The sequence below is a fragment of the Mycolicibacterium doricum genome, assembly GCF_010728155.1.
In the GTDB taxonomy this organism is placed as follows: domain Bacteria; phylum Actinomycetota; class Actinomycetes; order Mycobacteriales; family Mycobacteriaceae; genus Mycobacterium; species Mycobacterium doricum.
Genome location: NZ_AP022605.1, coordinates 2,226,561 through 2,247,400 on the forward strand (window position 1 = coordinate 2,226,561; position 20,840 = coordinate 2,247,400).

At 68.6% G+C, this 20,840-nt stretch carries 18 protein-coding genes and 1 pseudogene; 1 reads left to right on the forward strand and 18 read right to left on the reverse strand.

The genetic code is table 11. The features are described 5' to 3' along the window. Positions 1 to 6 precede the first annotated feature (6 nt). The 10 genes from G6N07_RS10950 to G6N07_RS10995 form a co-directional block, all read right to left on the reverse strand. Entirely contained in the window at positions 7 to 1,515 is a 1,509-nt protein-coding gene (locus G6N07_RS10950) for a glutamate synthase subunit beta (RefSeq protein WP_085187834.1), read from the reverse strand. Continuing rightward, positions 1,508 to 6,064 carry a glutamate synthase large subunit gene (gene gltB / locus G6N07_RS10955; protein ID WP_085187832.1) on the reverse strand — a complete coding sequence of 1,519 codons (4,557 nt, stop codon included), beginning with the start codon at positions 6,062 to 6,064 and terminating at the stop codon, positions 1,508 to 1,510. Before gltB ends, G6N07_RS10950 begins: the two co-directional genes overlap by 8 nt. Positions 6,065 to 6,144: 80 nt before the next feature. Then, positions 6,145 to 6,558 carry a DUF2752 domain-containing protein gene (locus tag G6N07_RS10960; protein ID WP_085187830.1) on the reverse strand — a complete coding sequence of 138 codons (414 nt, stop codon included), beginning with the start codon at positions 6,556 to 6,558 and terminating at the stop codon, positions 6,145 to 6,147. Further along, entirely contained in the window at positions 6,548 to 6,958 is a 411-nt protein-coding gene (locus G6N07_RS10965; RefSeq protein WP_085187827.1) for an NINE protein, read from the reverse strand. The genes G6N07_RS10960 and G6N07_RS10965 overlap by 11 nt, the downstream gene beginning before the upstream one ends. 122 nt (positions 6,959 to 7,080) lie before the next feature. Further along, entirely contained in the window at positions 7,081 to 8,853 is a 1,773-nt protein-coding gene (lgt, locus tag G6N07_RS10970) for a prolipoprotein diacylglyceryl transferase (RefSeq protein WP_085187824.1), read from the reverse strand. Next, the gene (gene trpA / locus G6N07_RS10975) at positions 8,850 to 9,638 is read right to left on the reverse strand and encodes a tryptophan synthase subunit alpha (protein ID WP_085187817.1); all 789 of its coding nucleotides are present in this window, start codon (positions 9,636 to 9,638) and stop codon (positions 8,850 to 8,852) included. The genes lgt and trpA overlap by 4 nt, the downstream gene beginning before the upstream one ends. Next, entirely contained in the window at positions 9,635 to 10,897 is a 1,263-nt protein-coding gene (gene trpB / locus G6N07_RS10980; RefSeq protein ID WP_085187815.1) for a tryptophan synthase subunit beta, read from the reverse strand. The genes trpA and trpB overlap by 4 nt, the downstream gene beginning before the upstream one ends. A 1-nt stretch (position 10,898) precedes the next feature. Further along, positions 10,899 to 11,717: an indole-3-glycerol phosphate synthase TrpC gene (gene trpC / locus G6N07_RS10985; protein WP_085187812.1), complete on the reverse strand. Its 819-nt coding sequence runs from the start codon at positions 11,715 to 11,717 to the stop codon at positions 10,899 to 10,901. 84 nt (positions 11,718 to 11,801) lie between these two features. After that, positions 11,802 to 12,398, reverse strand: coding sequence for a TIGR02234 family membrane protein (locus G6N07_RS10990; protein WP_085187809.1), 597 nt, complete (start codon positions 12,396 to 12,398; stop codon positions 11,802 to 11,804). Next, positions 12,395 to 13,954, reverse strand: coding sequence for an anthranilate synthase component I (locus G6N07_RS10995; protein WP_085187957.1), 1,560 nt, complete (start codon positions 13,952 to 13,954; stop codon positions 12,395 to 12,397). The genes G6N07_RS10990 and G6N07_RS10995 overlap by 4 nt, the downstream gene beginning before the upstream one ends. A gap of 58 nt (positions 13,955 to 14,012) precedes the next feature. Between G6N07_RS10995 and G6N07_RS11000 the strand changes: the two are divergent. Beyond that, a pseudogene (locus G6N07_RS11000) lies at positions 14,013 to 14,303 on the forward strand (peroxiredoxin); the annotation flags it as partial. A 19-nt stretch (positions 14,304 to 14,322) separates the two neighbouring features. Here the strand turns inward: G6N07_RS11000 and hisI are convergent. From hisI to hisD, 8 genes are read right to left on the reverse strand one after another with little or no spacing between them, the layout of a single operon-like run. Then, positions 14,323 to 14,670 (reverse strand): phosphoribosyl-AMP cyclohydrolase, encoded by a 348-nt coding sequence (hisI, locus tag G6N07_RS11005; protein ID WP_085187807.1) that lies wholly within the window; start codon positions 14,668 to 14,670, stop codon positions 14,323 to 14,325. Between the two features lie 31 nt (positions 14,671 to 14,701). Beyond that, positions 14,702 to 15,487 (reverse strand): imidazole glycerol phosphate synthase subunit HisF, encoded by a 786-nt coding sequence (gene hisF, locus G6N07_RS11010; RefSeq protein ID WP_085187804.1) that lies wholly within the window; start codon positions 15,485 to 15,487, stop codon positions 14,702 to 14,704. Beyond that, entirely contained in the window at positions 15,487 to 16,302 is an 816-nt protein-coding gene (locus tag G6N07_RS11015; protein WP_085187801.1) for an inositol monophosphatase family protein, read from the reverse strand. Before G6N07_RS11015 ends, hisF begins: the two co-directional genes overlap by 1 nt. A gap of 8 nt (positions 16,303 to 16,310) precedes the next feature. Continuing rightward, positions 16,311 to 17,057 carry a bifunctional 1-(5-phosphoribosyl)-5-((5-phosphoribosylamino)methylideneamino)imidazole-4-carboxamide isomerase/phosphoribosylanthranilate isomerase PriA gene (gene priA, locus G6N07_RS11020; protein WP_085187954.1) on the reverse strand — a complete coding sequence of 249 codons (747 nt, stop codon included), beginning with the start codon at positions 17,055 to 17,057 and terminating at the stop codon, positions 16,311 to 16,313. Between the two features lie 46 nt (positions 17,058 to 17,103). Then, positions 17,104 to 17,721: an imidazole glycerol phosphate synthase subunit HisH gene (gene hisH / locus G6N07_RS11025; protein ID WP_085187798.1), complete on the reverse strand. Its 618-nt coding sequence runs from the start codon at positions 17,719 to 17,721 to the stop codon at positions 17,104 to 17,106. 2 nt (positions 17,722 to 17,723) lie between these two features. After that, positions 17,724 to 18,350, reverse strand: a complete 627-nt coding sequence (gene hisB / locus G6N07_RS11030; RefSeq protein ID WP_085187795.1) for an imidazoleglycerol-phosphate dehydratase HisB — start codon at positions 18,348 to 18,350, stop codon at positions 17,724 to 17,726. Continuing rightward, complete coding sequence (locus G6N07_RS11035) at positions 18,347 to 19,480, reverse strand: histidinol-phosphate transaminase (protein WP_085187792.1); 1,134 nt, start codon at positions 19,478 to 19,480, stop codon at positions 18,347 to 18,349. The genes hisB and G6N07_RS11035 overlap by 4 nt, the downstream gene beginning before the upstream one ends. Next, positions 19,477 to 20,832: a histidinol dehydrogenase gene (gene hisD, locus G6N07_RS11040; RefSeq protein ID WP_085187789.1), complete on the reverse strand. Its 1,356-nt coding sequence runs from the start codon at positions 20,830 to 20,832 to the stop codon at positions 19,477 to 19,479. The genes G6N07_RS11035 and hisD overlap by 4 nt, the downstream gene beginning before the upstream one ends. Positions 20,833 to 20,840: the final 8 nt, after the last annotated feature.

Here is a 20,840-nt window from a genome sequence, read left to right on the forward strand (position 1 = left end):
ACCGATTCAGACCACGGCCAGCGGCAGCGCGCCAGGCCGCACCGGGGCCGGCAGGTCCGACTCTCCCATCAGATAGGCGTCCACGGCGTGGGCGGCGCTACGCCCTTCGGCGATCGCCCATACGATCAGCGACGCACCACGGTGGGCGTCACCGCACACGAACACTCCCGACGCGTCGGTTTGCCAGTCAGTGCCGCAGGGCAGCGCGCCACGATTGTTGAGGCGCAGCCCGAGCCCGTCGAGCAACGGCATGTGCTCGACCCCGTCGAATCCGATGGCGAGCAACGCCAAATCGCAGGGGATCTCCAGCGTCTGGCCGACCGGCACGATCCGCCTGCGGCCCTCGGCGTCACGCTCCACTTTCACCTCGGCGATCTCCATGCCGCGCACGCGCCCCTGCTCGTCGGCCAGGAAGCGCTGGACGGCGACCTGGTAGCGGCGCTGTCCGCCCTCGGCATGCGCCGGAGACAGCCGGGTCCGCAGGACCAGCGGCCACGTCGGCCACGGGGTGCGGGTGTCGTCGCGGGTCTCGGGCGGTTCCGGGTTGTAGTCGAGTTGGGTGACCGATTTCGCGCCCTGGCGGTGCGCGGTGCCGAGGCAGTCCGCGCCGGTGTCCCCGCCGCCGATGATCACGACGTGTTTGTCGCGCGCCGACAACGGCGACGGGCCGTCACCCTCGCATTCCTTGTTGGCCGGCACCAGATACTCCATCGCCCGGTGCACGCCCTGGAGGTGCCGGCCCTCGACGTCGTTGTCCCTGGCACGCAGCGCACCGACCGCCATTACCACCGCATCGTGCCGCTCGCGAAGCTGCTCCACAGTCAGGTCGACGCCCACTTCGCATTCGGTGACGAACCTGGTTCCTTCGGCGCGCATCTGCGCCAACCGCTGATCGAGGGTTCTCTTCTCCAGCTTGTACTCGGGGATGCCATAGCGCATCAGCCCGCCGATGCGGTCGTCGCGTTCGAAGACCGTGACGTCGTGGCCGGCGCGCGTGAGCTGTTGTGCAGCAGCGAGCCCCGCAGGACCGGAACCCACCACGGCGATGCGCTTACCGGTGCGGATCGACGCCGGTTGCGGATCGACGAGGCCCAGCGCCCACGCCTGATCGGCGATGGTGTTCTCGATGCGTTTGATCGTGACGCTACCGCCGGTGTGCTCCTCGCTGATCGACAGCACGCACGCCGCCTCGCAGGGTGCCGGGCACAGCCGCCCGGTGAACTCCGGGAAGTTGTTCGTGGCGTGCAGGCGTTCACTGGCGGCGTCCCAGCGCCCGCGACGCACCAGATCGTTCCACTCTGGGATCAGGTTGCCCAGTGGGCACCCGGCAGAACCGGAGTGGCAGAACGGGATACCGCAGTCCATACAGCGCCGTGCCTGCTGTGAGACCTCTTCGGCGCGTTCGGGCAGGCTCTGGCGTTCGTATACCTCGTGCCAGTCGCCGACGCGCTCGTCGACGGGCCGCTTGGGCGCGTCGACCTTCGGGACCTTGAGAAATCCGGTGGGATCAGCCACGGCTGGCCTCCATGATCGCGTTGTCGACGTCGCGTCCCTCCGCCTTGGCCATCCGGGTGGCCTCCAGGACGCGCTGGTAGTCGGTGGGCATGACTTTGGTGAACTGGGCGCTGCGCCGCGGCCAGTCCGAGAGCACCGAGTTGGCCACCGTGCTGCCGGTGTGCCTGGCGTGACTCGCCACGACGTCGTGCAGCCAGATCAGGTCCTCCTGATCGAGCCGCTGCAATTCGACCATCGCGGTGTTGATCTGGTCCGGGTCCAGCCCGAGTACGTATGCGATACCGCCCGACATGCCGGCGGCCATGTTGCGCCCGGTCTCACCGAGCACCACCACCCGGCCACCCGTCATGTACTCGCAGGCGTGGTCACCGACGCCCTCGACGACCGCCAGGGCACCGGAGTTGCGTGCGCAGAACCGCTCGCCCACCTTACCGCGTAGGAACGCCTCCCCGGACGTCGCGCCGTAGAGCAGGGTGTTGCCGGCGATCACGTTGTCCTCGGGCAGGAACGAGACGTCGTCGGCCGGTTTGACGATGATCCGGCCGCCGGAAAGCCCCTTGCCGACATAGTCGTTCGCGTCACCGGTCAGCTCGATCGTGATGCCGGGCGGAAGGAACGCGCCGATCGACTGCCCCGCCGACCCGGTGAGCTTGACGCGGATGGTGTCGTCCGGGAGTCCCGCCCCCCCGTACCGACGGGTCACCTCGGCGCCGAGCAGGGTTCCGACGGTACGGTTGACGTTGCGGATCGGCAGTTCGAGCGTCACCCGGTGGGCGTCTTCGAGGGCGCCCTCGGACAACTGGATCAAAGTCTGGTCGAGGGCCTGGTCGAGTGCGTGGTACTGGTCTTTCACCTTGCGCCGCTGGGTTTTCCCGCTGTGCGCATCGGTTGGGACGGCGAAGATCCGCGTAAGGTCCAGCCCCTTGCTCTTCCAGTGCGCAACACCCGTGGCGGTGTGAAGCATCTCGGCGTGGCCGACGGCCTCGTCGACGCTGCGGAAACCCAGCTCGGCGAGGTGGCGGCGGACATCCTCGGCGATGAAGCGGAAGAAGTTCTCGACGAACTCCGGCTTTCCGTTGAACCGCGCCCGCAGCTCCGGGTTTTGGGTGGCGACTCCGACCGGGCAGGTGTCGAGGTGGCACACCCGCATCATGATGCACCCGGCGACCACCAGCGGGGCCGTGGCGAACCCGAACTCCTCGGCACCCAACAGCATTGCGACCACCACGTCTCTGGCGGTGCGCATCCCGCCGTCGCACTGCACGGTGATGCGGTCGCGAAGCCCGTTGAGCACCAGTGTCTGATGAGCGTCGGCCAGGCCGATCTCCCAGGGCGCACCGGCGTGCTTGAGGCTGGTGAGCGGGGCGGCCCCGGTGCCGCCGTCGTGGCCGGAGATGAGGACGACGTCTGCGTGCGCCTTGGACACGCCAGCCGCGACCGTCCCCACGCCGACACTGCTGACCAGCTTGACGTGGATGCGGGCGCGGTCGTTGGCGTTCTTCAGGTCGTGGATGAGCTGGGCGAGGTCTTCGATCGAGTAGATGTCGTGGTGGGGCGGGGGCGAGATGAGACCCACGCCGGGTGTCGAGTGCCGGGTCTTGGCGATGTTCGGGTACACCTTGTAGCCCGGCAATTGGCCGCCCTCACCGGGTTTGGCGCCCTGGGCCATCTTGATCTGGATGTCGGTGGCGTTGACCAGGTAGTCGCTGGTAACACCGAACCGGCCGCTGGCGACCTGCTTGACCGCACTGCGCCGTCGCGGGTCGTAGAGCCGGTCGACATCCTCGCCCCCCTCCCCGGAGTTGGAGCGCCCGCCGAGGTTGTTCATGGCGATCGCCATGGTCTCGTGCGCCTCGGCGCTGATCGAGCCGTAACTCATCGCACCGGTGTTGAAGCGTGTGACGATCTCACTCGCGGATTCCACCTCGTCGAGCGGCACGGGCGGCCGAGCCCCCGTCTTGAAGTCGAACAGCCCCCGCAGGGTGCCGCCTTCACGGGACAGTCGGTTGACTTCCTCGGAGTATCGCCGGAAGACGTCCTCGCGGCCGGTGCGGGTCGAATGTTGGAGGAGGAATACCACTTCGGGGCTGAACAGGTGCAGTTCACCCTCGCGCCGGAACGCGTACTCCCCGCCGACCTCGAGCCGGCGGTGCACGCGTTCGGTCGGGTTCTCCGGGTAGGCGCGGCGGTGCCGTATCTTGACTTCCGCGGCGATCACGTCGAGACCGATGCCTCCGAATTGGGTCGGCGTGCCGGTGAAGTACTCGTCGATGACGTCGCGGTCGATCCCGACAGCCTCGAACGCCTGCGCTGCTGTGTAGGAGGCGACCGTGGAGATGCCCATCTTGCTCATCACCTTCGTCACCCCCTTGCCAAGCGCCTTGAGGTAGTTGCGCACCGCAGCAGCGGTTTCGATGCCGGTGAGCTCACCCTCGCGGATGAGGTCCTCGATCGTCTCGAAGGCGAGGTACGGGTTGACCGCGGCGGCGCCGAAGCCTATGAGCATCGCGACGTGGTGCACTTCGCGGGCGTCACCGGACTCCACCACCAACGCCACCTTGGTGCGCAGTTTGGTGCGTACGAGGTGGTGGTGCACCGCGGACACGGCGAGCAGCGACGGGATCGGGGCCCGGGTGTGGTCGGAGTCGCGGTCGGAGATGACCAGGGTTCGGGCACCGTCGGCGATGGCTTCGCTTGCTCGGGCGCGCAGATCGCCGAGGGCTTCGGCCAGGCCGTCGCCGCCGCGCTCGACGTCGTACAGTGCTTGTAGGACCGTGGCGCGCAAACCCGGATGCTCACCGTCGTCGTTGATGTGGACGATCTTGTTGAGTTCGTCGTTGTCGAGTACCGGCCACTTGAGCAGGATCTGCCGGCACGAGCCGGCCGTGGGTTCGAGCAGGTTCTGCTCCGGCCCCATGACCCGGGCCATGCTGGTCACCAACTCTTCGCGGATGGCGTCGAGCGGCGGGTTGGTGACCTGAGCAAAGAGTTCGACGAAGTAGTCGTAGAGGGGCCGGGACCGTTCGGAGAGGACCGCCAGCGGCGTGTCGGTGCCCATCGACCCCAACGGTTCGCCACCGGAGGCGGCCATCGGGGTGATCAGGATTCGCAGTTCCTCTTCGGTGTAGCCGAACGAGATCTGGCGGCGTACCACGGACTCGTGGTTGGGCTGCACGCGCACGCGGTCCGGGAGTGTGCCGAGCTCCAGCAGCCCGGCGTGCAACCATTCACCGTAGGCCTCGGCGTGCGACAGCTCTTGCTTGATCTCGTCGTCGCCGACAATGCGGCCCGCCGCCGTGTCGACCAGCAGCATCTTGCCGGGCTGCAGGCGGCCTTTGGCGACGATCTGGGCGGGCGGCACGTCGAGGACACCGCTCTCGCTGGCGAGGATGATCCGGTCGTCGATGGTGCGCCACCAGCGGCCTGGCCGTAACCCGTTGCGGTCCAACACGGCTCCGACCAAAGTGCCATCGGTGAAGGTGACACAGGCGGGACCGTCCCACGGCTCCATCAGCGAGGCGTGGAACTGCCAGAAGGCACGCTCGTCGGCGCCCATCGACGCGTCGTTCTCCCACGCCTCGGGGATCATCATCAGCACGGCGTGCGGAAGGCTGCGACCACCGAGGTGGAGCAGTTCGAGGACTTCGTCGAGACTGGCCGAGTCCGAGGCGTCGGCCGTGCAGATCGGCGACAGCCGGCTCAAGTCGCCCGGGATGTCGGCGCTGGAGAGCATCGCTTCGCGGGCGTGCATCCGGTTGCGGTTGCCACGCACGGTGTTGATCTCGCCGTTGTGTGCGACGAACCGGAACGGGTGCGCCAGCGGCCACGACGGGAAGGTGTTGGTGGAGAAGCGACTGTGGACGATCGCGATGGCGCTGGTGCACCGGGCGTCACGCAGGTCGCTGAAGTACAGCGGCAACTGCGCCGTGGTGAGCATGCCCTTGTAGGCGACGGTTCGGCTCGACAGGGACGGGAAGTAGACGTCGGCGGACTTCTCGGCGCGTTTGCGCAGCGGATACACACGCCGGTCGAGCTCGATACCGCCGGGACGGACGCCGTCGACTTCCGGTGCGGCGACGAACAATTGGGCCATGTAGGGCATGCAGCCGAGCGCGGTATGCCCCACGTCGGCGCCGTCAGGGTCGACGGGAACAGAACGCCACCCGAGGACCTGGAGGTTCTCCTCGGCGGCGAGTGCCTCCACCCGCCGGGTGGCGCCGGCCCGTGCCACCGGGTCCTGCGGCAAGAAGCAGATGCCGGCCGCGAAGGTGTTGCAGCCCTCGGCGGTGGGTTCCGGGAGGTCGAAGTCGACGACTTCGGAGAAGAGCTCGACCGGAAGCTGCAGCAGGATGCCGGCACCATCACCGCTGTTGGTCTCGGCGCCCGCCGCGCCGCGGTGGTCGAGGTGTTCCAGGGCGACAAGGCCGTCGGCGACGATGGCGTGCGACCGTCGGCCCTGGATGTCGGCGATCATGGCGACGCCACACGAGTCCGCTTCGTTGTCGGGGTCGTAGAGGCCCTGCGCGCCGGGGCTGGCCGAATAAAGCATCGAGTTATACCTCCGCAGTTCCAGAACATCGTTGCCGGGACTGCGGCGGCCCGAGTGTCAGTGTATCAGCGCATAAGGGCCTACCCGCCGAGCAGTGTCGGGACCAGCGGAAACCCGGGCAAATTGCGCACCACCGTCCAGCTGACCACCGCGACCGCGACGACGACGATCGCGGTCACCGGCATGACCGCTTTGCGCTGACGTCGTCGAAGGAGAGTCCACAGGGCCAGCAGTGGGATACCGACGAGCAGGAAGACGTTGTCTGCCACGGCCGCCGCAAGATCACCGTGCAGAAGATCGTGGGTCATGCGCAGGCCCCCGCACGCCGGACAGTCCCAACCGGTCAGGTGTTTGAACGGGCAGAGCGGTGCGAGAAAGCCCGGTCGGTGCGGGTCGGCCACACCTATGTAGGTGAGCGCTCCTGCAAATAGGGCGCCGGCGCCGACGGTGAGATAGAGCGGCGTACGACTCGGTGCGGGTGCGTCAGGTTCCATCGCGCAGCGGGAGACCGTTCGGGTCGCGGACCTTGTCGGTGAAGATCAGGACCGCGTCGACGATCCCCCAGATGACCGCGCCGATACCGCAGGTGACTAGGCCGACGACCAGTTGGGCGACACCCAGGCCCACCTGGCCGAGGTACATGCGCCCGATCCCGACAATTCCGAGCAGGCCCACGAGCTGGAGCAAGCCCGCGGCGACTTTCGACTTGTCCGAGTACGGCTCTCCGGTCATCGGATGCCTGCCGTAAGGGGCTGAGGGATCGTAGTAGGGCGGCGGGTAATTGCCCGGTGGCGGCGGATAGTTCCCCGGCGGGGGATATGACGGTGAGTACCCTCCCGGCGGCGGGGGCGGTGGGCCGCCGGGCGTGTTACCGAACTGGGAGGGATCGGTCATGTGATCAGCATGCCAGAAGCCCCGTGCGTCGGTACTGCGACGAGTGTGGAGCAAACGCAAAGTAAGGAGGTGATATTTCGCGGTGAGTGCACATTCGGCGCAGGCGGAAGCGGTCTACGCGATCACTTGCGGCGACGCCACCACCGGCGACGCGTCTCCCTGGCCTCCGGGGTTGTGATGATCTGGTAGGCAGACGTGTCGGTCGCGACGTCCTCGCCGGGTTCTGCGGGTTCGTCACCGGTGTCGGTGATATCGCCGGCCTCACCGGTATCGGTGATGTCCTCGCCCGGTGAATCCGAACCGTCCAGCACCTCTTCTTCGGCGGTGTCGGCGGTGTCGGCGGTGTCGGCGGCGGTCCCCTCGGCGACAGCCTCGGCCTCGTCAGCGCGTTTCACTGCTGCCTCGAGGTCCTCTTCGGGCCCGACGGCGTCCTCATCGTCGACCGCACCGGCCGTCGTCACCGGCTCACTATCGGCGGCCTCGCCCGCCTCGGCGGTGTCCTCCGACGACGCCGATTCCACGTCTTCAGCCGAAGTCTCCGACTCGTCCACCGGCACCGCCGCGTCACCGGGTTCAGCAGCGACCTCGTCGGCGACCGCCTCAGCTTCCTCCGCACCTTCGACCGCCGCCTCATGCGCCTCTTGAGCCGACTCCTCGGCCGCCACCGCGTCTTCCCCCTCGACCGCACCCGCCGTCGTCAACGGCTCACGATCAGGCGCCTCACCCGCTTCCGCGAACGCCACCGCCTCAGCAATGTCGTGCGACGACGCCGACTCGACATCCTCAGCCAGAGCCTCTGCCTCGGCCACCGGCTCCGCCTTGTCGTCGGCTTCCTCACCCTCCGCGGCTTCTGCGCCCTTCTCGTCCTCGTCTGCGGCCGCATTGGCCGCGATTCCGAGTCCTGAGGTGACCGCGACTCCGGCCACAAGGTGGTTGACCAACTCCCGGGTCGCGCTGTCCTCAGTCTCGGCGTCTTCCGGCTCGACGTCCTCGGCCGCGCGCTCCCCAGGTTCGGCCTCCCCCGCGTCTTCCGCCGGCTCGGTCCGCAGGGTCGCCGGATCCTCCCGGCCCCGCGGAGCCACCATGAGGTACACCACCGCACCGATGAACACGAACATCGACGTAAACGAGTTGACCCGGATCCCCGCCAGCTCGGTGGCCGCGTCACTGCGCAGCAGCTCGATCCAGAACCGTCCGAGGCAGTAGCCCGCCACATACAGCGCGAACAACCGGCCATGGCCCAGATTGAATCGTCGGTCCGCCCAGATCAGGACCGCGAAAACCAGCAGATTCCACACCAATTCGTACAGGAACGTGGGATGGACAACCTCGACGACGCGGCCCGTCGACACTCCGGTCAGGTCGTTGCGCGCACCGCTGGCGTCGACCCGCTCGTAGATCTCGAGGCCCCACGGCACGGTGGTCGCGCGCCCGTAGAGCTCCTGGTTGAAGTAGTTCCCGAGCCGGCCGATCGCTTGCGCGAGGATGATCCCCGGCGCAATTGCGTCGCCGAACGCGGGCAGCGGGATGTCGCGACGGCGGCAGGCGATCCACGCCCCGACCCCGCCGAGCGCCACCGCACCCCAGATGCCCAGACCACCTTCCCAGATCCGGAACGCGGCGATCAGGCCGGCGCCGCCCGGCCCGAAATAGGTCTGCCAGTCGGTCAGGACGTGATAGAGCCGGCCACCGATCAACCCGAACGGGACTGCCCACAGGGCGATGTCGTAGATGACGCCGCGCTCACCGCCACGAGCTTCCCAGCGGCGGTCACCGAGGACCAGCGCCACGATGATGCCGGCGATGATGCACACCGCGTAGGCCCGCAGCGGGAAGGGCCCGAGTTCCCACACACCCTGCGGGGGACTGGGAATGTAGGCCAGTGTGTTCGTCACGCGGTGACCCTCTGGCGCACTCCCTCGGCGAGTTCCTCGGTCAGCGCTCGCACTGCGGTCAATCCCTCCTTGAGCGCCGAAACCAGCGCCGATCCGACGATCACCCCGTCGGCGTACGCGCCGATCTCGGCTGCCTGCTCCCGCGACCGCACGCCGAGGCCCACGCCGACCGGGATGTCGGAGACCTCTTTCACGCGGGCGACGAGTTCAGGCGCGGCACTCGAGATCGTGTTGCGGGCACCGGTGACGCCCATCGTCGATGCGGCGTAGACGAATCCCCGGGCCGCCTCGACCGTCTTGGCCAGCCGCTCCGGCGTCGAGGCCGGCGCCACCAGAAAGATGCGATCGAGGTCGTGGGCATCCGATGCGGCCATCCACTCGTCGGCCTCCTCCGGGATGAGATCAGGGGTGATCAGGCCCAGCCCCCCCGCGGCCGCAAGATCCCTCGCGAACGCGTCGATCCCCCACCGTAGGACGGGATTCCAGTACGTCATGACCACTGCGCGCCCACCGGCGTTGCTGATGGCCTCGACCGCGGCCAGGGTGTCACGCACCCGAACACCGCCCTGCAGCGCCGCCTCGGTGGCGGCGGCGATGACCGGGCCGTCCATACCCGGATCGGAGTACGGGATGCCCACTTCGACGATGTCGCATCCGGATTCGACCAACGTCGTCATCGCCGAGATCGACACCGGCACGTCGGGGAACCCAGTCGGCAGGTATCCGATGAGCGCCGCACGCTGCTCCGCACGACAAGCGTCGAACAAGTCACCCAACCGACTCATGAACCGCCTTTGTCCAGCAGGCCGAACCATTTCGCCGCGGTCTCGACGTCTTTGTCACCGCGCCCGGAGAGGTTGACCAGGATGACTGAACCCGACCCGAGTTCCGGGCCGAGTTCGATCGCACCGGCGACCGCGTGCGCGGATTCGATGGCCGGGATGATGCCCTCGGTGCGGCAAAGCAGCGAAAACGCGTCCATGGCCTCGGTGTCGGTGATCGGCCGATACTCCGCCCGGCCGATGTCCTTGAGCAGCGCATGCTCGGGACCCACTCCCGGGTAATCCAGACCTGCCGAGATCGAATGCGATTCGATGGTCTGGCCGTCCTCGTCCTGCAGCAGGTAGGAGAAGGATCCCTGGAACGCGCCGGGTGACCCGCCGGTGAACGTGGCGGCATGCCGCCCCGTTTCGACCCCGTCACCGGCCGCCTCGTAACCGATCAACAGCACGCCGGGGTCGTCGATGAAGGGGTGGAAGATGCCGATCGCGTTCGATCCGCCCCCGACGCACGCGGTCACCGCGTCCGGCAGCCGGCCGGCCTGCGCCTGGATCTGCGCCCGTGCCTCGAGTCCGATGATCCGCTGGAAGTCGCGCACCATCAGCGGGAACGGGTGCGGACCCGCCGCGGTGCCAAAGCAGTAGTACGTCTCGTCGGCGTTGGTGACCCAGTCGCGGAACGCCTCGTTGATCGCGTCCTTCAACGTCTTCGAACCGGCCTCCACGGAGACCACCTCGGCACCGAGCAACCGCATGCGCGCCACGTTGAGCGCCTGGCGCGCGGTGTCGACCGCGCCCATGTAGATCACGCACTCCAGTCCGAGCAGCGCACAGGCGGTGGCCGTCGCGACGCCGTGCTGGCCGGCGCCCGTCTCGGCGATCACCCGGGTCTTGCCCATCTGACGGGCGAGCAGAGCCTGCCCCAACACGTTGTTGATCTTGTGAGAACCCGTGTGGTTGAGGTCTTCGCGCTTGAGGAAGATGCGCGCGCCGCCGGCGTGTTCACTTAGCCGGGTCGCCTCGTACAGCGGCGAGGGGCGGCCACTGTAGTGCCGCTGCAACCGGTCGAGTTCGTCGAGGAAGGTCTGGTCTCCGCGAGCCTTCTCGTAGGCGGCGGTGACCTCCTCGATGACCGCCATCAGCGCCTCGGGAACGAGGCGTCCGCCGTACGCGCCGAAGTGACCGCGGGCGTCCGGGTCGTGGCTGGTGGGTTCGGCGACGGCCGCACTCGAGCGCGGCAGGTCCGAGTCGAGGAGTTCGGCCACGCTATCGGGACGGCTTCGGGCACGACGGGTGCGTTCCGGCGGTCACCAGGTCAGACACCGCGGTGCGCGGGTCACGGCTGGTGACCAGACCTTCGCCGACGAGCACGGCATCGGCGCCTGCACCGGCGTACGCCAGCAGGTCGGCAGGGCCCCGCACGCCGGATTCCGCGACGCGGATGACATTGGACGGCAGCCCCGGGGCGATCCGCGCGAAGCAGTCCCGGTCCACCGACAGCGTCTTGAGGTCACGGGCGTTGACACCGATCACCCGGGCACCGGCCTGTAGTGCGCGGTCGGCTTCGGCTTCGGTGTGAACCTCCACCAGCGCCGTCATCCCCAGCGATTCGGTGCGTTCGAGCAACGACTCCAGCACGGGCTGCTCGAGCGCGGCCACGATGAGTAGCAACATGTCCGCTCCATGTGCGCGCGCCTCGTGGATCTGATACGGCCGGACGATGAAGTCCTTGCGCAGAACTGGAATCGAGACCGCGGCGCGGACGGCGTCGAGGTCGTCGAGCGAGCCGTGGAACCGTCGCTGTTCGGTCAGCACGCTGATCACCCGGGCGCCGCCGTCCTGATAGGCACCGGCCAGGTCAGCGGGATCCCCGATCGACGCGAGCTCGCCGCGCGACGGGCTTGCCCGTTTTACCTCGGCGATCACCCCGATACCGGGCTCGCGCAGGGCGGCCATCACGTCCAGCGGAGGCTTCGCGCGCTGCGCCCGTTCCTTGATCTCGGCGAGGCTCACCACGGCCTCTCGAGCGGCAACGTCGGCGCGGACTCCCTCGATGATGGAGTCGAGCACGGTCGCCGAACTCATAGCCCGTCGATCCCCCTCTGGTACGTCGCCGACAGCTGCCGAATGGTCCTCATCGAAGGGTAGTCGCAGCCGCCCCATCGGCTGTCACCGGCCCTTCGTGTCGCGATCAGTGGGATCGCGGCCCTCGTCGAGCGCATCCCACAGCATGCGTTCAGACATCGGCTCCGCCTGTTCGTGCTGCTTCACCGCCGCGCCGCGCCGCGCCGACGGCGCCGCGTACCTGCTCGTCACCGGGGTTCCCTTCACCGCCGCACGCATCAACATCACGGCACCCGCGAGCACTAGAGCAGCCGCCACGAGTGTGAGCACCGCGCCGGTGAAGTGGCGCTGCGTCCCGGTCAGATCCGCGACCCGAACCTCGGCCAGCGCGGCCGCCTCCGGTGCGATGTCGACGATCACCCACAACCGGATCGCCAGGTACGCCGTCCCCCCGCTTGCCGCCGCGACGACGACGGCGAGAATCCGCAGCGACCAGCCCCGTACCGCCAGCACCGCGACGGCCGCCGCCAGCACCAACAAGGCCAGCGGAATAAGCGCCGACGACCACTCGCCACCGGTCAGCGTCGACGTCTTCGGCTGGCCGAGGCCGTCGGACGATCGCACGTCCACCCACGTCAAGCGCGACGCCGCCCACAGCACCGCGGCGCCGAGGACGAGGAGGAGCTGGGCGATCCGGGTCATGGTTCGCGCAGGGTCTCGGCGGCGGCGACGGCGGCGAGTACCGCCTTGGCCTTGTTGGCCGCCTCGTTGAACTCGTAGGGACCTTTCGAGTCGGCCACGACGCCCCCGCCGGCCTGCACGTAAGCGACCCCGTCACGCATCAACGCGGTGCGGATCGCGATCGCGAAGTCGGCATTGCCGGCGAAGTCGAGGTAGCCCAGGACCCCGCCGTAGAGCCCGCGGCGCGTCTTCTCGACCTCCTCGATGAGCTCCATGGCCCGCACCTTGGGGGCACCCGACAACGTGCCGGCCGGGAAACAGGCGGTCACCGCGTCGAGTGCGGTCCTGCCGTCGGCGAGACGCCCGGTGACCGTCGACACCAGGTGCATGACGTGGCTGTACCGCTCGATGCGGCTGTAGTCCTCGACGCGGACGGTGCCGGGTTCGCACACCCGGCCCAGGTCGTTGCGGCCCAGATCCACCAGCATCAGGTGCTCGGCGCGTTCCTTGTCGTCGGCGAGCAACTCCTTCTCGAGCAGCACGTCCTCTTCCTCGGTGTCGCCGCGCCAGCGGGTGCCGGCGATCGGATGCGTGGTGGCCTTTCCGTCGGCGACGGTCACCAATGCCTCCGGACTCGACCCGACCACCGAGAAATCCAGTCCCCCGCTCTCATCCGGCACATTGAGCAGGTACATGTACGGGCTGGGGTTGGTGACCCGCAGCATCCGGTACACATCGAGCGGATCGGCGGCGGTGTCCATCTCGAACCGCTGCGACGGCACCACCTGAAACGCCTCACCGGCCTCAATGTCTCCGACGAGTTTGTCGACGATCGCGCTGTACTCCTCGACCGTGCGCTGCGCCCGGTGCGTCGGAGCCGGCCGGACGAACGTGGCCACCGCCGACGGCAGCGACTGCCCCAGCGCCTCGGTCATCACGTCGAGACGGGCGACCGCGTCGTCGTAGGCCGCGTCGACGTTCTCGTCGGTGCCGTTCCAGTTCACCGCGTTGGCGATCAGGGTGATGGTGCCCTCGTGGTGGTCCACGGCGGCGATGTCGGTGGCCAGCAGCAGCAACATGTCGGGCAGGCCGAGGTCGTCGACGGCCAGCGACGGCAGCCGCTCCAGCCGGCGCACCATGTCGTAGGTGAAGAACCCGACCAGACCGCTCGACAGGGGCGGCAGACCCGGCAGCGGAGCGGTCTCCAACAGGGCCAGCGTCGACCGCAGCGCCTGCAGCGGATCACCGCCGCTCGGCGCGTCCTTCGGCGTCACACCAAGCCACACCGCCTCGCCGTCGCGGACCGTCAGTGCCGAGGGGGCTCCCGCCCCGATGAACGACCACCGCGACCACGACCGGCCGTTCTCGGCGGATTCGAGCAGGAACGTCCCGGGCCGGTTGGCGGCGAGCTTGCGGTACGCGGACAGCGGCGTCTCGCTGTCCGCGAGCACCTTGCGGAGCACCGGGACCACACGATGCTCGGCGGCCAGTGCCCGGAAGTCCTCGCGGGAGGTCGTCGCCGCGAGCGACGAGCGCTCCCGCGAGGAGCCTCGGGCGGAATCTGCGGTCGTCTGCACCCCGCGATTCTCCCAGACCGCTGCAGGCCCGTTCGCCATCAGGAGGCGCAGCGTGAACGCCGCCGAGTTCGCCGCCGTCGGCGCATCGCGCGTCGGCATCAGCACCGACACGGTCGACAAGCAGGCCCGCTTCGCCGAGACCCAGCGTTTCGACTATCCGTTACTCTCCGACGCCCACGGCGCGATCGCGCAGCAATTCGGCGTCAAGCGCGGCCTGCTCGACAAGTTGATGCCGGTCAAGCGCACGACGTTCGTCATCGACACCGACCGACCGCTGCTCGAGGTGTTCTCCAGTGAACTCAACATGGAGGCCCACGCCGACAAGGCGCTGACCGTGTTGCGCCGGCGCCAGACCGCCAAAGCTAGGGCTAAGCCTCGGGGGTCAGCAGCGCGTCGGCGTCGAAACAGGTGTGGGCGCCGGTGTGGCATGCGGCGCCGGTCTGGTCCACCTCGAGCAGCACGGTATCGCCGTCGCAATCCAACCGGACCGAGTGCACGAACTGGGTGTGCCCTGACGTCTCGCCCTTGACCCAGTGCGCACCGCGCGACCTGGACCAGTAGGTGGCCTTGCGGGTGCGCAGCGTGCGGTCCAGCGCGATGTCGTCCATCCACGCCACCATCAGCACCTGACCGGTGCCCCGCTCCTGGGCGACCGCGACGAAGAGGCCGTCGGCGTCGCGTTTGAGCCGCGAGGCGAGCTCCGGGTCGAGAGCCATCAGGGTTGTCTGTTCTTCGCGCAGGCGCTCATCACCGCACCGTGATCCCTTCGGCCGCCATCGCCGCCTTGACCCGACCAACTGTCAGTTCCTTGAAGTGGAAGACGCTGGCGGCCAACACCGCGTCGGCGCCCGCGTGCACCGCGGGGGCGAAGTGCTCCACCGCGCCGGCGCCGCCGCTGGCTATCACGGGCACGCTGACCGCGCCCCGCACCGCCCGCAGCATCGGCAGGTCGAACCCGGCCTTGGTGCCGTCGAAATCCATGGAGTTCAACAGGATCTCGCCCACGCCGAGTTCGGCTCCGCGCGTTGCCCATTCGACGGCGTCGATCCCGGTGCCGCGTCGACCGCCGTGGGTGGTCACCTCCCACCCGGACGGGGTGGGCGGTTCTCCCTTGGGCACAGTTCTGGCGTCCACCGACAACACGATGCACTGCGACCCGAACTGTCGGGCCAGTTCGGCCAGTAGTTCCGGGCGAACGACGGCCGCGGTGTTCACCGAAACTTTGTCGGCGCCGGCCCGCAACAACGCGTCGACGTCGGCGATCGCGCGCACTCCACCACCGACGGTCAGCGGGATGAACACCTGTTCGGCCGTGCGGCGCACCACGTCGAGCATCGTGGAACGACCCGACGACGATGCGGTGACGTCGAGGAACGTCAACTCGTCGGCACCCTCGGCGTCGTAGACGGCGGCCAGTTCCACCGGATCACCAGCGTCGCGCAGGTTCTCGAAGTTGACCCCTTTGACGACGCGGCCGGCGTCGACGTCGAGGCACGGGATCACCCGGACGGCGAGTTCTCGGTCGGCGGCCATCAGAACTCCTCCGGGGCGCCGACGGACGCGACGATGTCGAGGATCTCACCGTGCACCTGTGGTGAGCCGGCGAGCACGGATCTCGACTCGGGGGTCCAGTGCGCCCCGGCCAGGTCGGTGACCACACCACCAGCCGCCCGCACCAGCGCGACACCGGCGGCGTGATCCCAAATGTGATGGCCGAAGCTGATCGACCCACCGAGAACGCCGGCGGCCGTGTACGCCAGGTCGAGTCCGGTGGCGCCGTGCATCCGTATCCGGTTGCACTGTCTGCTCAGATTTTCCAGCAGCGCCACCCGCCAGCGGCCGGGGAAGCGCCCCCGCGAGTCGATGTTGAACGTCCCGGTCCCGACGACACAGTCCGACAGCGCCCCGCTCTGCAGCGCAGGTTGCGCGACACCGTTGACGTACAGCGGATTCCCGATCACAGCGGTGTAGCGCTGCGACATGAACGGCAGCCATGTCAGCCCCACGACCGGCTCGCCGTCGCGCAGCAGACCGAGCAGGATCGCGGCGGTGGGCAGCCCGGCGGCGTAGTTGAAGGTCCCGTCGATCGGGTCGAGGATCCACACCAGTGGTGAGTCGATGTCGGCACCGCCGTACTCCTCACCGTGCACCTCGATGCCGGTTGCAGCGGTGAGTGCGTCGACCACCTGGCGTTCGATCTTGAGGTCGACCTCGGTGGCGAAGTCGTTGCCCTTCTTCTGCACCGCGGATTCGGCGCGGTGCCCACTGATGAAGGGTTCGGAAGCGGCGTCGAGTATCGCCGCCGCCTCGTCGACCAGACCCAGCAGGTCGGTCTCGTCCAGTGCCATCCGACGCCCTACTGCCCCATCGCTGCCAGCGCCTCGGGCAGCGTGAATCGCCCGGCGTACAGCGCTTTTCCGACGATCGCACCCTCGACGCCACGCCCGGTCAACGTGCTGATCGCGCGCAGATCGCCGAGGCTTGACACCCCGCCGGAGGCGATCACCGGCGCATCGGTGCGGTCGGCGACACGGCCGAGCAGATCGAGGTTCGGCCCTTCCAGGGTGCCGTCCTTGGTGACGTCGGTCACGACGTAGCGCGAGCAACCCTCGGAATCCAGGCGGTCGAGCACCTCCCAGAGATCGCCGCCGTCGGTCTCCCACCCGCGGCCGCGCAGCCGGTGTGCCCCGTCGACGATCAACACGTCGAGGCCGACCGCCACCTTGTCGCCGTACTCGGCGACGACCTTCGCGCACCACTGTGGGTTCTCCAGCGCGGCGGTGCCGATGTTGACCCGGGCGCACCCGCTGGCCAGCGCGGCCTCGAGCGAGTCGTCGTCGCGGATGCCCCCGGACAGTTCTACCGCCACGTCCAACCGCCCGACGACGTCGGCGAGCAGTTCGCGGTTGGAACCGCGACCGAAGGCGGCGTCGAGGTCCACGAGATGAATCCACTCCGCCCCGTCGCGCTGCCAACCTAGCGCGGCGTCGAGCGCCGACCCGTATTCAGTCTCGCTGCCGGCCTTGCCCTGGACCAGGCGCACGGCACGGCCTTCGACGACGTCGACGGCGGGGAGGAGGATCAACGGCTTGTTTCCGGACACCGACTTCTCTGGCAGGGAGTTCTGGGACACGGCGGACAACCTTAGATCAGAGCCCCTCGACCCAGTTGCGGAGCAGCGTGGCACCTGCGTCGCCGCTCTTCTCCGGGTGGAACTGGGTGGCCGACAGCGGACCGTCCTCGACGGCGGCGAGAAACGGAACGTGGTGGGTCGCCCACGTCAGCAGGGTGTCAGGATTGCCCTCCCACTGCTGCGCGGCATAGGAGTGCACGAAGTAGAACCGGGTGTCGGGGTCGAGCCCGCGGAACAGCGTGGTCCCGGCCGGGGCGTCGACGACGTTCCAGCCCATGTGCGGGATCACCGGGGCGTCGAGGCGCACCACCGATCCCGGCCATTGGCCGCATCCGGCGGTCTCGACACCGAATTCGACGCCGCGCGAAAACAGGATCTGCATGCCCACGCACACGCCGAGGACCGGTCGGCCCGCCACGATGCGCTCGGCGATGACCTTCTCTCCGCCGACCTCGCGCAGGCCGGCCATGCACGCCTGGAACGCCCCGACGCCCGGCACGACCAGGCCGTCGGCGTTCAGTGCGGCGTCGGCGTCCGCGGTGACCTCGACGTCGGCACCGGCCCGCTCGACCGCCCGCTGGGCCGACCGCAGGTTGCCCGAGCCGTAGTCGAGGACGGTGACCTTCTTCGACATGTCTACAGCGAGCCTTTCGTGGACGGCACCCCGGTCACACGTGGGTCGAGTTCGACGGCCTGGCGCAACGCCCGCGCCACGGCCTTGTACTGCGCCTCGGTGATGTGGTGCGGATCGCGGCCGTAGAGCGTGCGCACGTGCAGTGCGATACGGGCGTTGAAGGCCAGGGATTCGAAGACGTGCCGGTTGATCACCGTGTGGTACGGCGCGCCCGACCCGGCGATGGTGAACTCCACCATGTAGTCGGGTTCACCGGTGTGCGCGAAGTATGGTCGACCGGACACGTCCACGGCGGCATGGGCGAGACATTCGTCCATGGGGATGAACGCGTCACCGAAGCGGCGGATGCCTTGCTTGTCGCCGAGCGCCTGTCCGAGCGCCTGCCCGAGCACGATCGCGGTGTCCTCGACCGTGTGGTGGCCTTCGATCTCGATGTCGCCCGTGGCGTGCACGGTGAGGTCGAAGCTGGCGTGGCTGCCCAGCGAGGTGAGCATGTGATCGAAGAAGGGCACACCGGTGCGGATGTCGACGATTCCGGTGCCGTCGAGATCGAGAGCGACGAGGATGTCGGATTCCTTGGTCTTGCGTTCGACGCGGGCGCGGCGGGTGCCGGTCAGCATGTCGGTCATGAGGCTCCTAATCTTGCCGCGAGTTCGGTCTCGACGAGGCGGGCTGAGGCGGCCAGCAGCGCATCGTTCTCTTCGGCCAGCCCGGTGGTGGCCCGCAGGTAGCCGGGTATGCCCACATCCCGGATGAGCACACCCTGATCGAGGTAGCGCTGCCAGGTGGCGGGCGCATCGGCGAACTCGCCGAACAGGACGAAGTTGGCATCGCTGGGCACGACGCGGAAACCAAGCTGGCTCAATCCGATTGCGACCCGGTCGCGTTCGGCGATCAGGGTGGCGACGCCGGCCAGCGTGTCCTCGGCGTGCCGCAGCGCCGCGCGGGCGGCGACCTGGGTCAGCGACGACAGGTGATAGGGCAACCGCACCAGCAGCATCGCGTCGATGACGGCTGGGGCGGCGACCAGATAGCCGAGGCGCCCGCCGGCGAACGCGAAGGCCTTACTCATGGTGCGGCTGACGACAAGCTTGGCGGGGTACTCGTCGATCAGCGCTACACCGCTAGGCTGCGAGGAGAACTCACCGTAGGCCTCGTCGAGGATGAGGATCCCGGTCTGCATGGCGTCGAGCAATCGGCGGAGGTCGTCGAGCGGAACGCTCTGCCCGGACGGGTTGTTCGGGCTGGTGAGGAACACCAGGTCGGGCCGCCGGGCGGTGATCTCACGCACGACGGTGTCGGTGTCGAGACCGAAATCGTCGGCGCGCAACGCCTGCAGCCATTCGGTGTGGGTGGCGTCGGCGATGATCGGGTGCATCGAATACGACGGCACGAATCCGATCGCGCTGCGGCCCGGGCCACCGAAAGCCTGCAGCAGCTGCTGCAGCACCTCGTTAGAACCGTTTGCCACCCAGAGGTTTTGCATGCTCAGCTCGACGCCGGTCCGAAGGTTCAGATAATCGGCGAGGTCGCTGCGCAGCGCCACGGCGTCCCGGTCGGGATAGCGGTGCAGATGTGCCGCCGCCTCACCCACCGAGCGGGTCACGTCAGCGACGAGTGCCTGGCTCGGCGGGTGTGGGTTCTCGTTCGTGTTCAGCCGCACCGGCACCCGCAGTTGCGGTGCGCCGTAGGGTGACTTGCCCCTTAAGTCCTCCCGCAGGGGCAGGTCGGCCAGGGTGACCCGCTCCCCCGCCGTCATCTCTCGAACCTCCGTCGCACCGCTTCACCGTGGGCGGGCAGGTTCTCGGCCTGCGCCAGCGTGATGACGTGGCGTGACACGTCTTTGAGCGCCGCTTCGGTGTAGTCGACGACGTGGATGCCGCGCAAGAAGGTCTGCACCGACAGTCCGCTGGAGTGGCGGGCGCACCCCGCCGTCGGCAGGACGTGGTTCGACCCCGCGCAGTAGTCGCCGAGGCTGACCGGTGCGTACGTCCCGACGAAGATCGCACCGGCAGAACGGATTCGGCCGGCCACCCGCGCGGCGTCCACGGTGTGAATCTCGAGATGCTCTGCGGCGTATGCGTTGACGACCCGCACCCCGGCCTCGAGATCGTCGACGAGCACGATCGCGGACTGCTCGCCGGTCAGCGCCGTGCTGACACGCTGCCGATGCACCGTGGTCTCCAGTTGCCGCCGCAGTTCGCGGTCGGTGGCGTCGGCCAGGTCGGTGCTGGTGGTGACGAGCACGCTGGCGGCCATCTCGTCGTGTTCGGCCTGGCTGATCAGATCAGCCGCGACGTGGACGGGATCGGCGGTGTGGTCGGCTAGCACGGCGATCTCGGTCGGCCCTGCCTCGGCATCGATACCGACCTGCGAGCGGCAGATGCGCTTGGCCGCGGTGACGTAGATGTTGCCCGGTCCGGTGATCATGTCCACCGGCGCCAGTTCGGTGCCGTCGGTGTCGATGCCGCCGTAGGCCAGTAGTGCGACAGCCTGGGCGCCGCCGACCGCCCACACCTCGTCGACGCCGAGCAACGCGGCGGCTGCCAGGATGGTGGGGTGCGGCAGGCCCTTGAACCGGCTCTGCGAGTTCGCCTGCGGCGGGCTGGTGATGACCAGTGAGTCGACGCCCGCGGTCTGGGCGGGCACCACGTTCATCACCACGCTCGACGGGTAGACCGCGTTGCCGCCCGGCACGTAGAGGCCGACCCGCTCGACGGGCACCCACCGCTCGGTGACGGTCGCCCCCGGCCCGAGGGTGGTCGTGGTGTCGGTGCGGCGCTGGTCGGCGTGGACGGCGTGGGCGCGGTCGATCGCTACCTGCAGCGCCGCGCGGACGTCGGCGTCGAGGGCGGCCAGCGCCGCGGCCAGCCGCTCGGCCGGTACACGTACCGCACCGGGACGGATGCCGTCGAACGCCTCGCCGTACTCCAGCGCTGCCTCGGCGCCGCGGTCGACCACGGCGTCGACGATCGGGCGCACCTTCGGCACGACGGCGTCGACGTCGACACCGCCGCGAGGCAGCGCCGACCGCAACTGCGCGGTGGACAGCGTCCTGCCGCGCAAGTCAATGCGGGCCATCGTCACCGGCGATACATTCACGCTGTCCATTGTCCCAG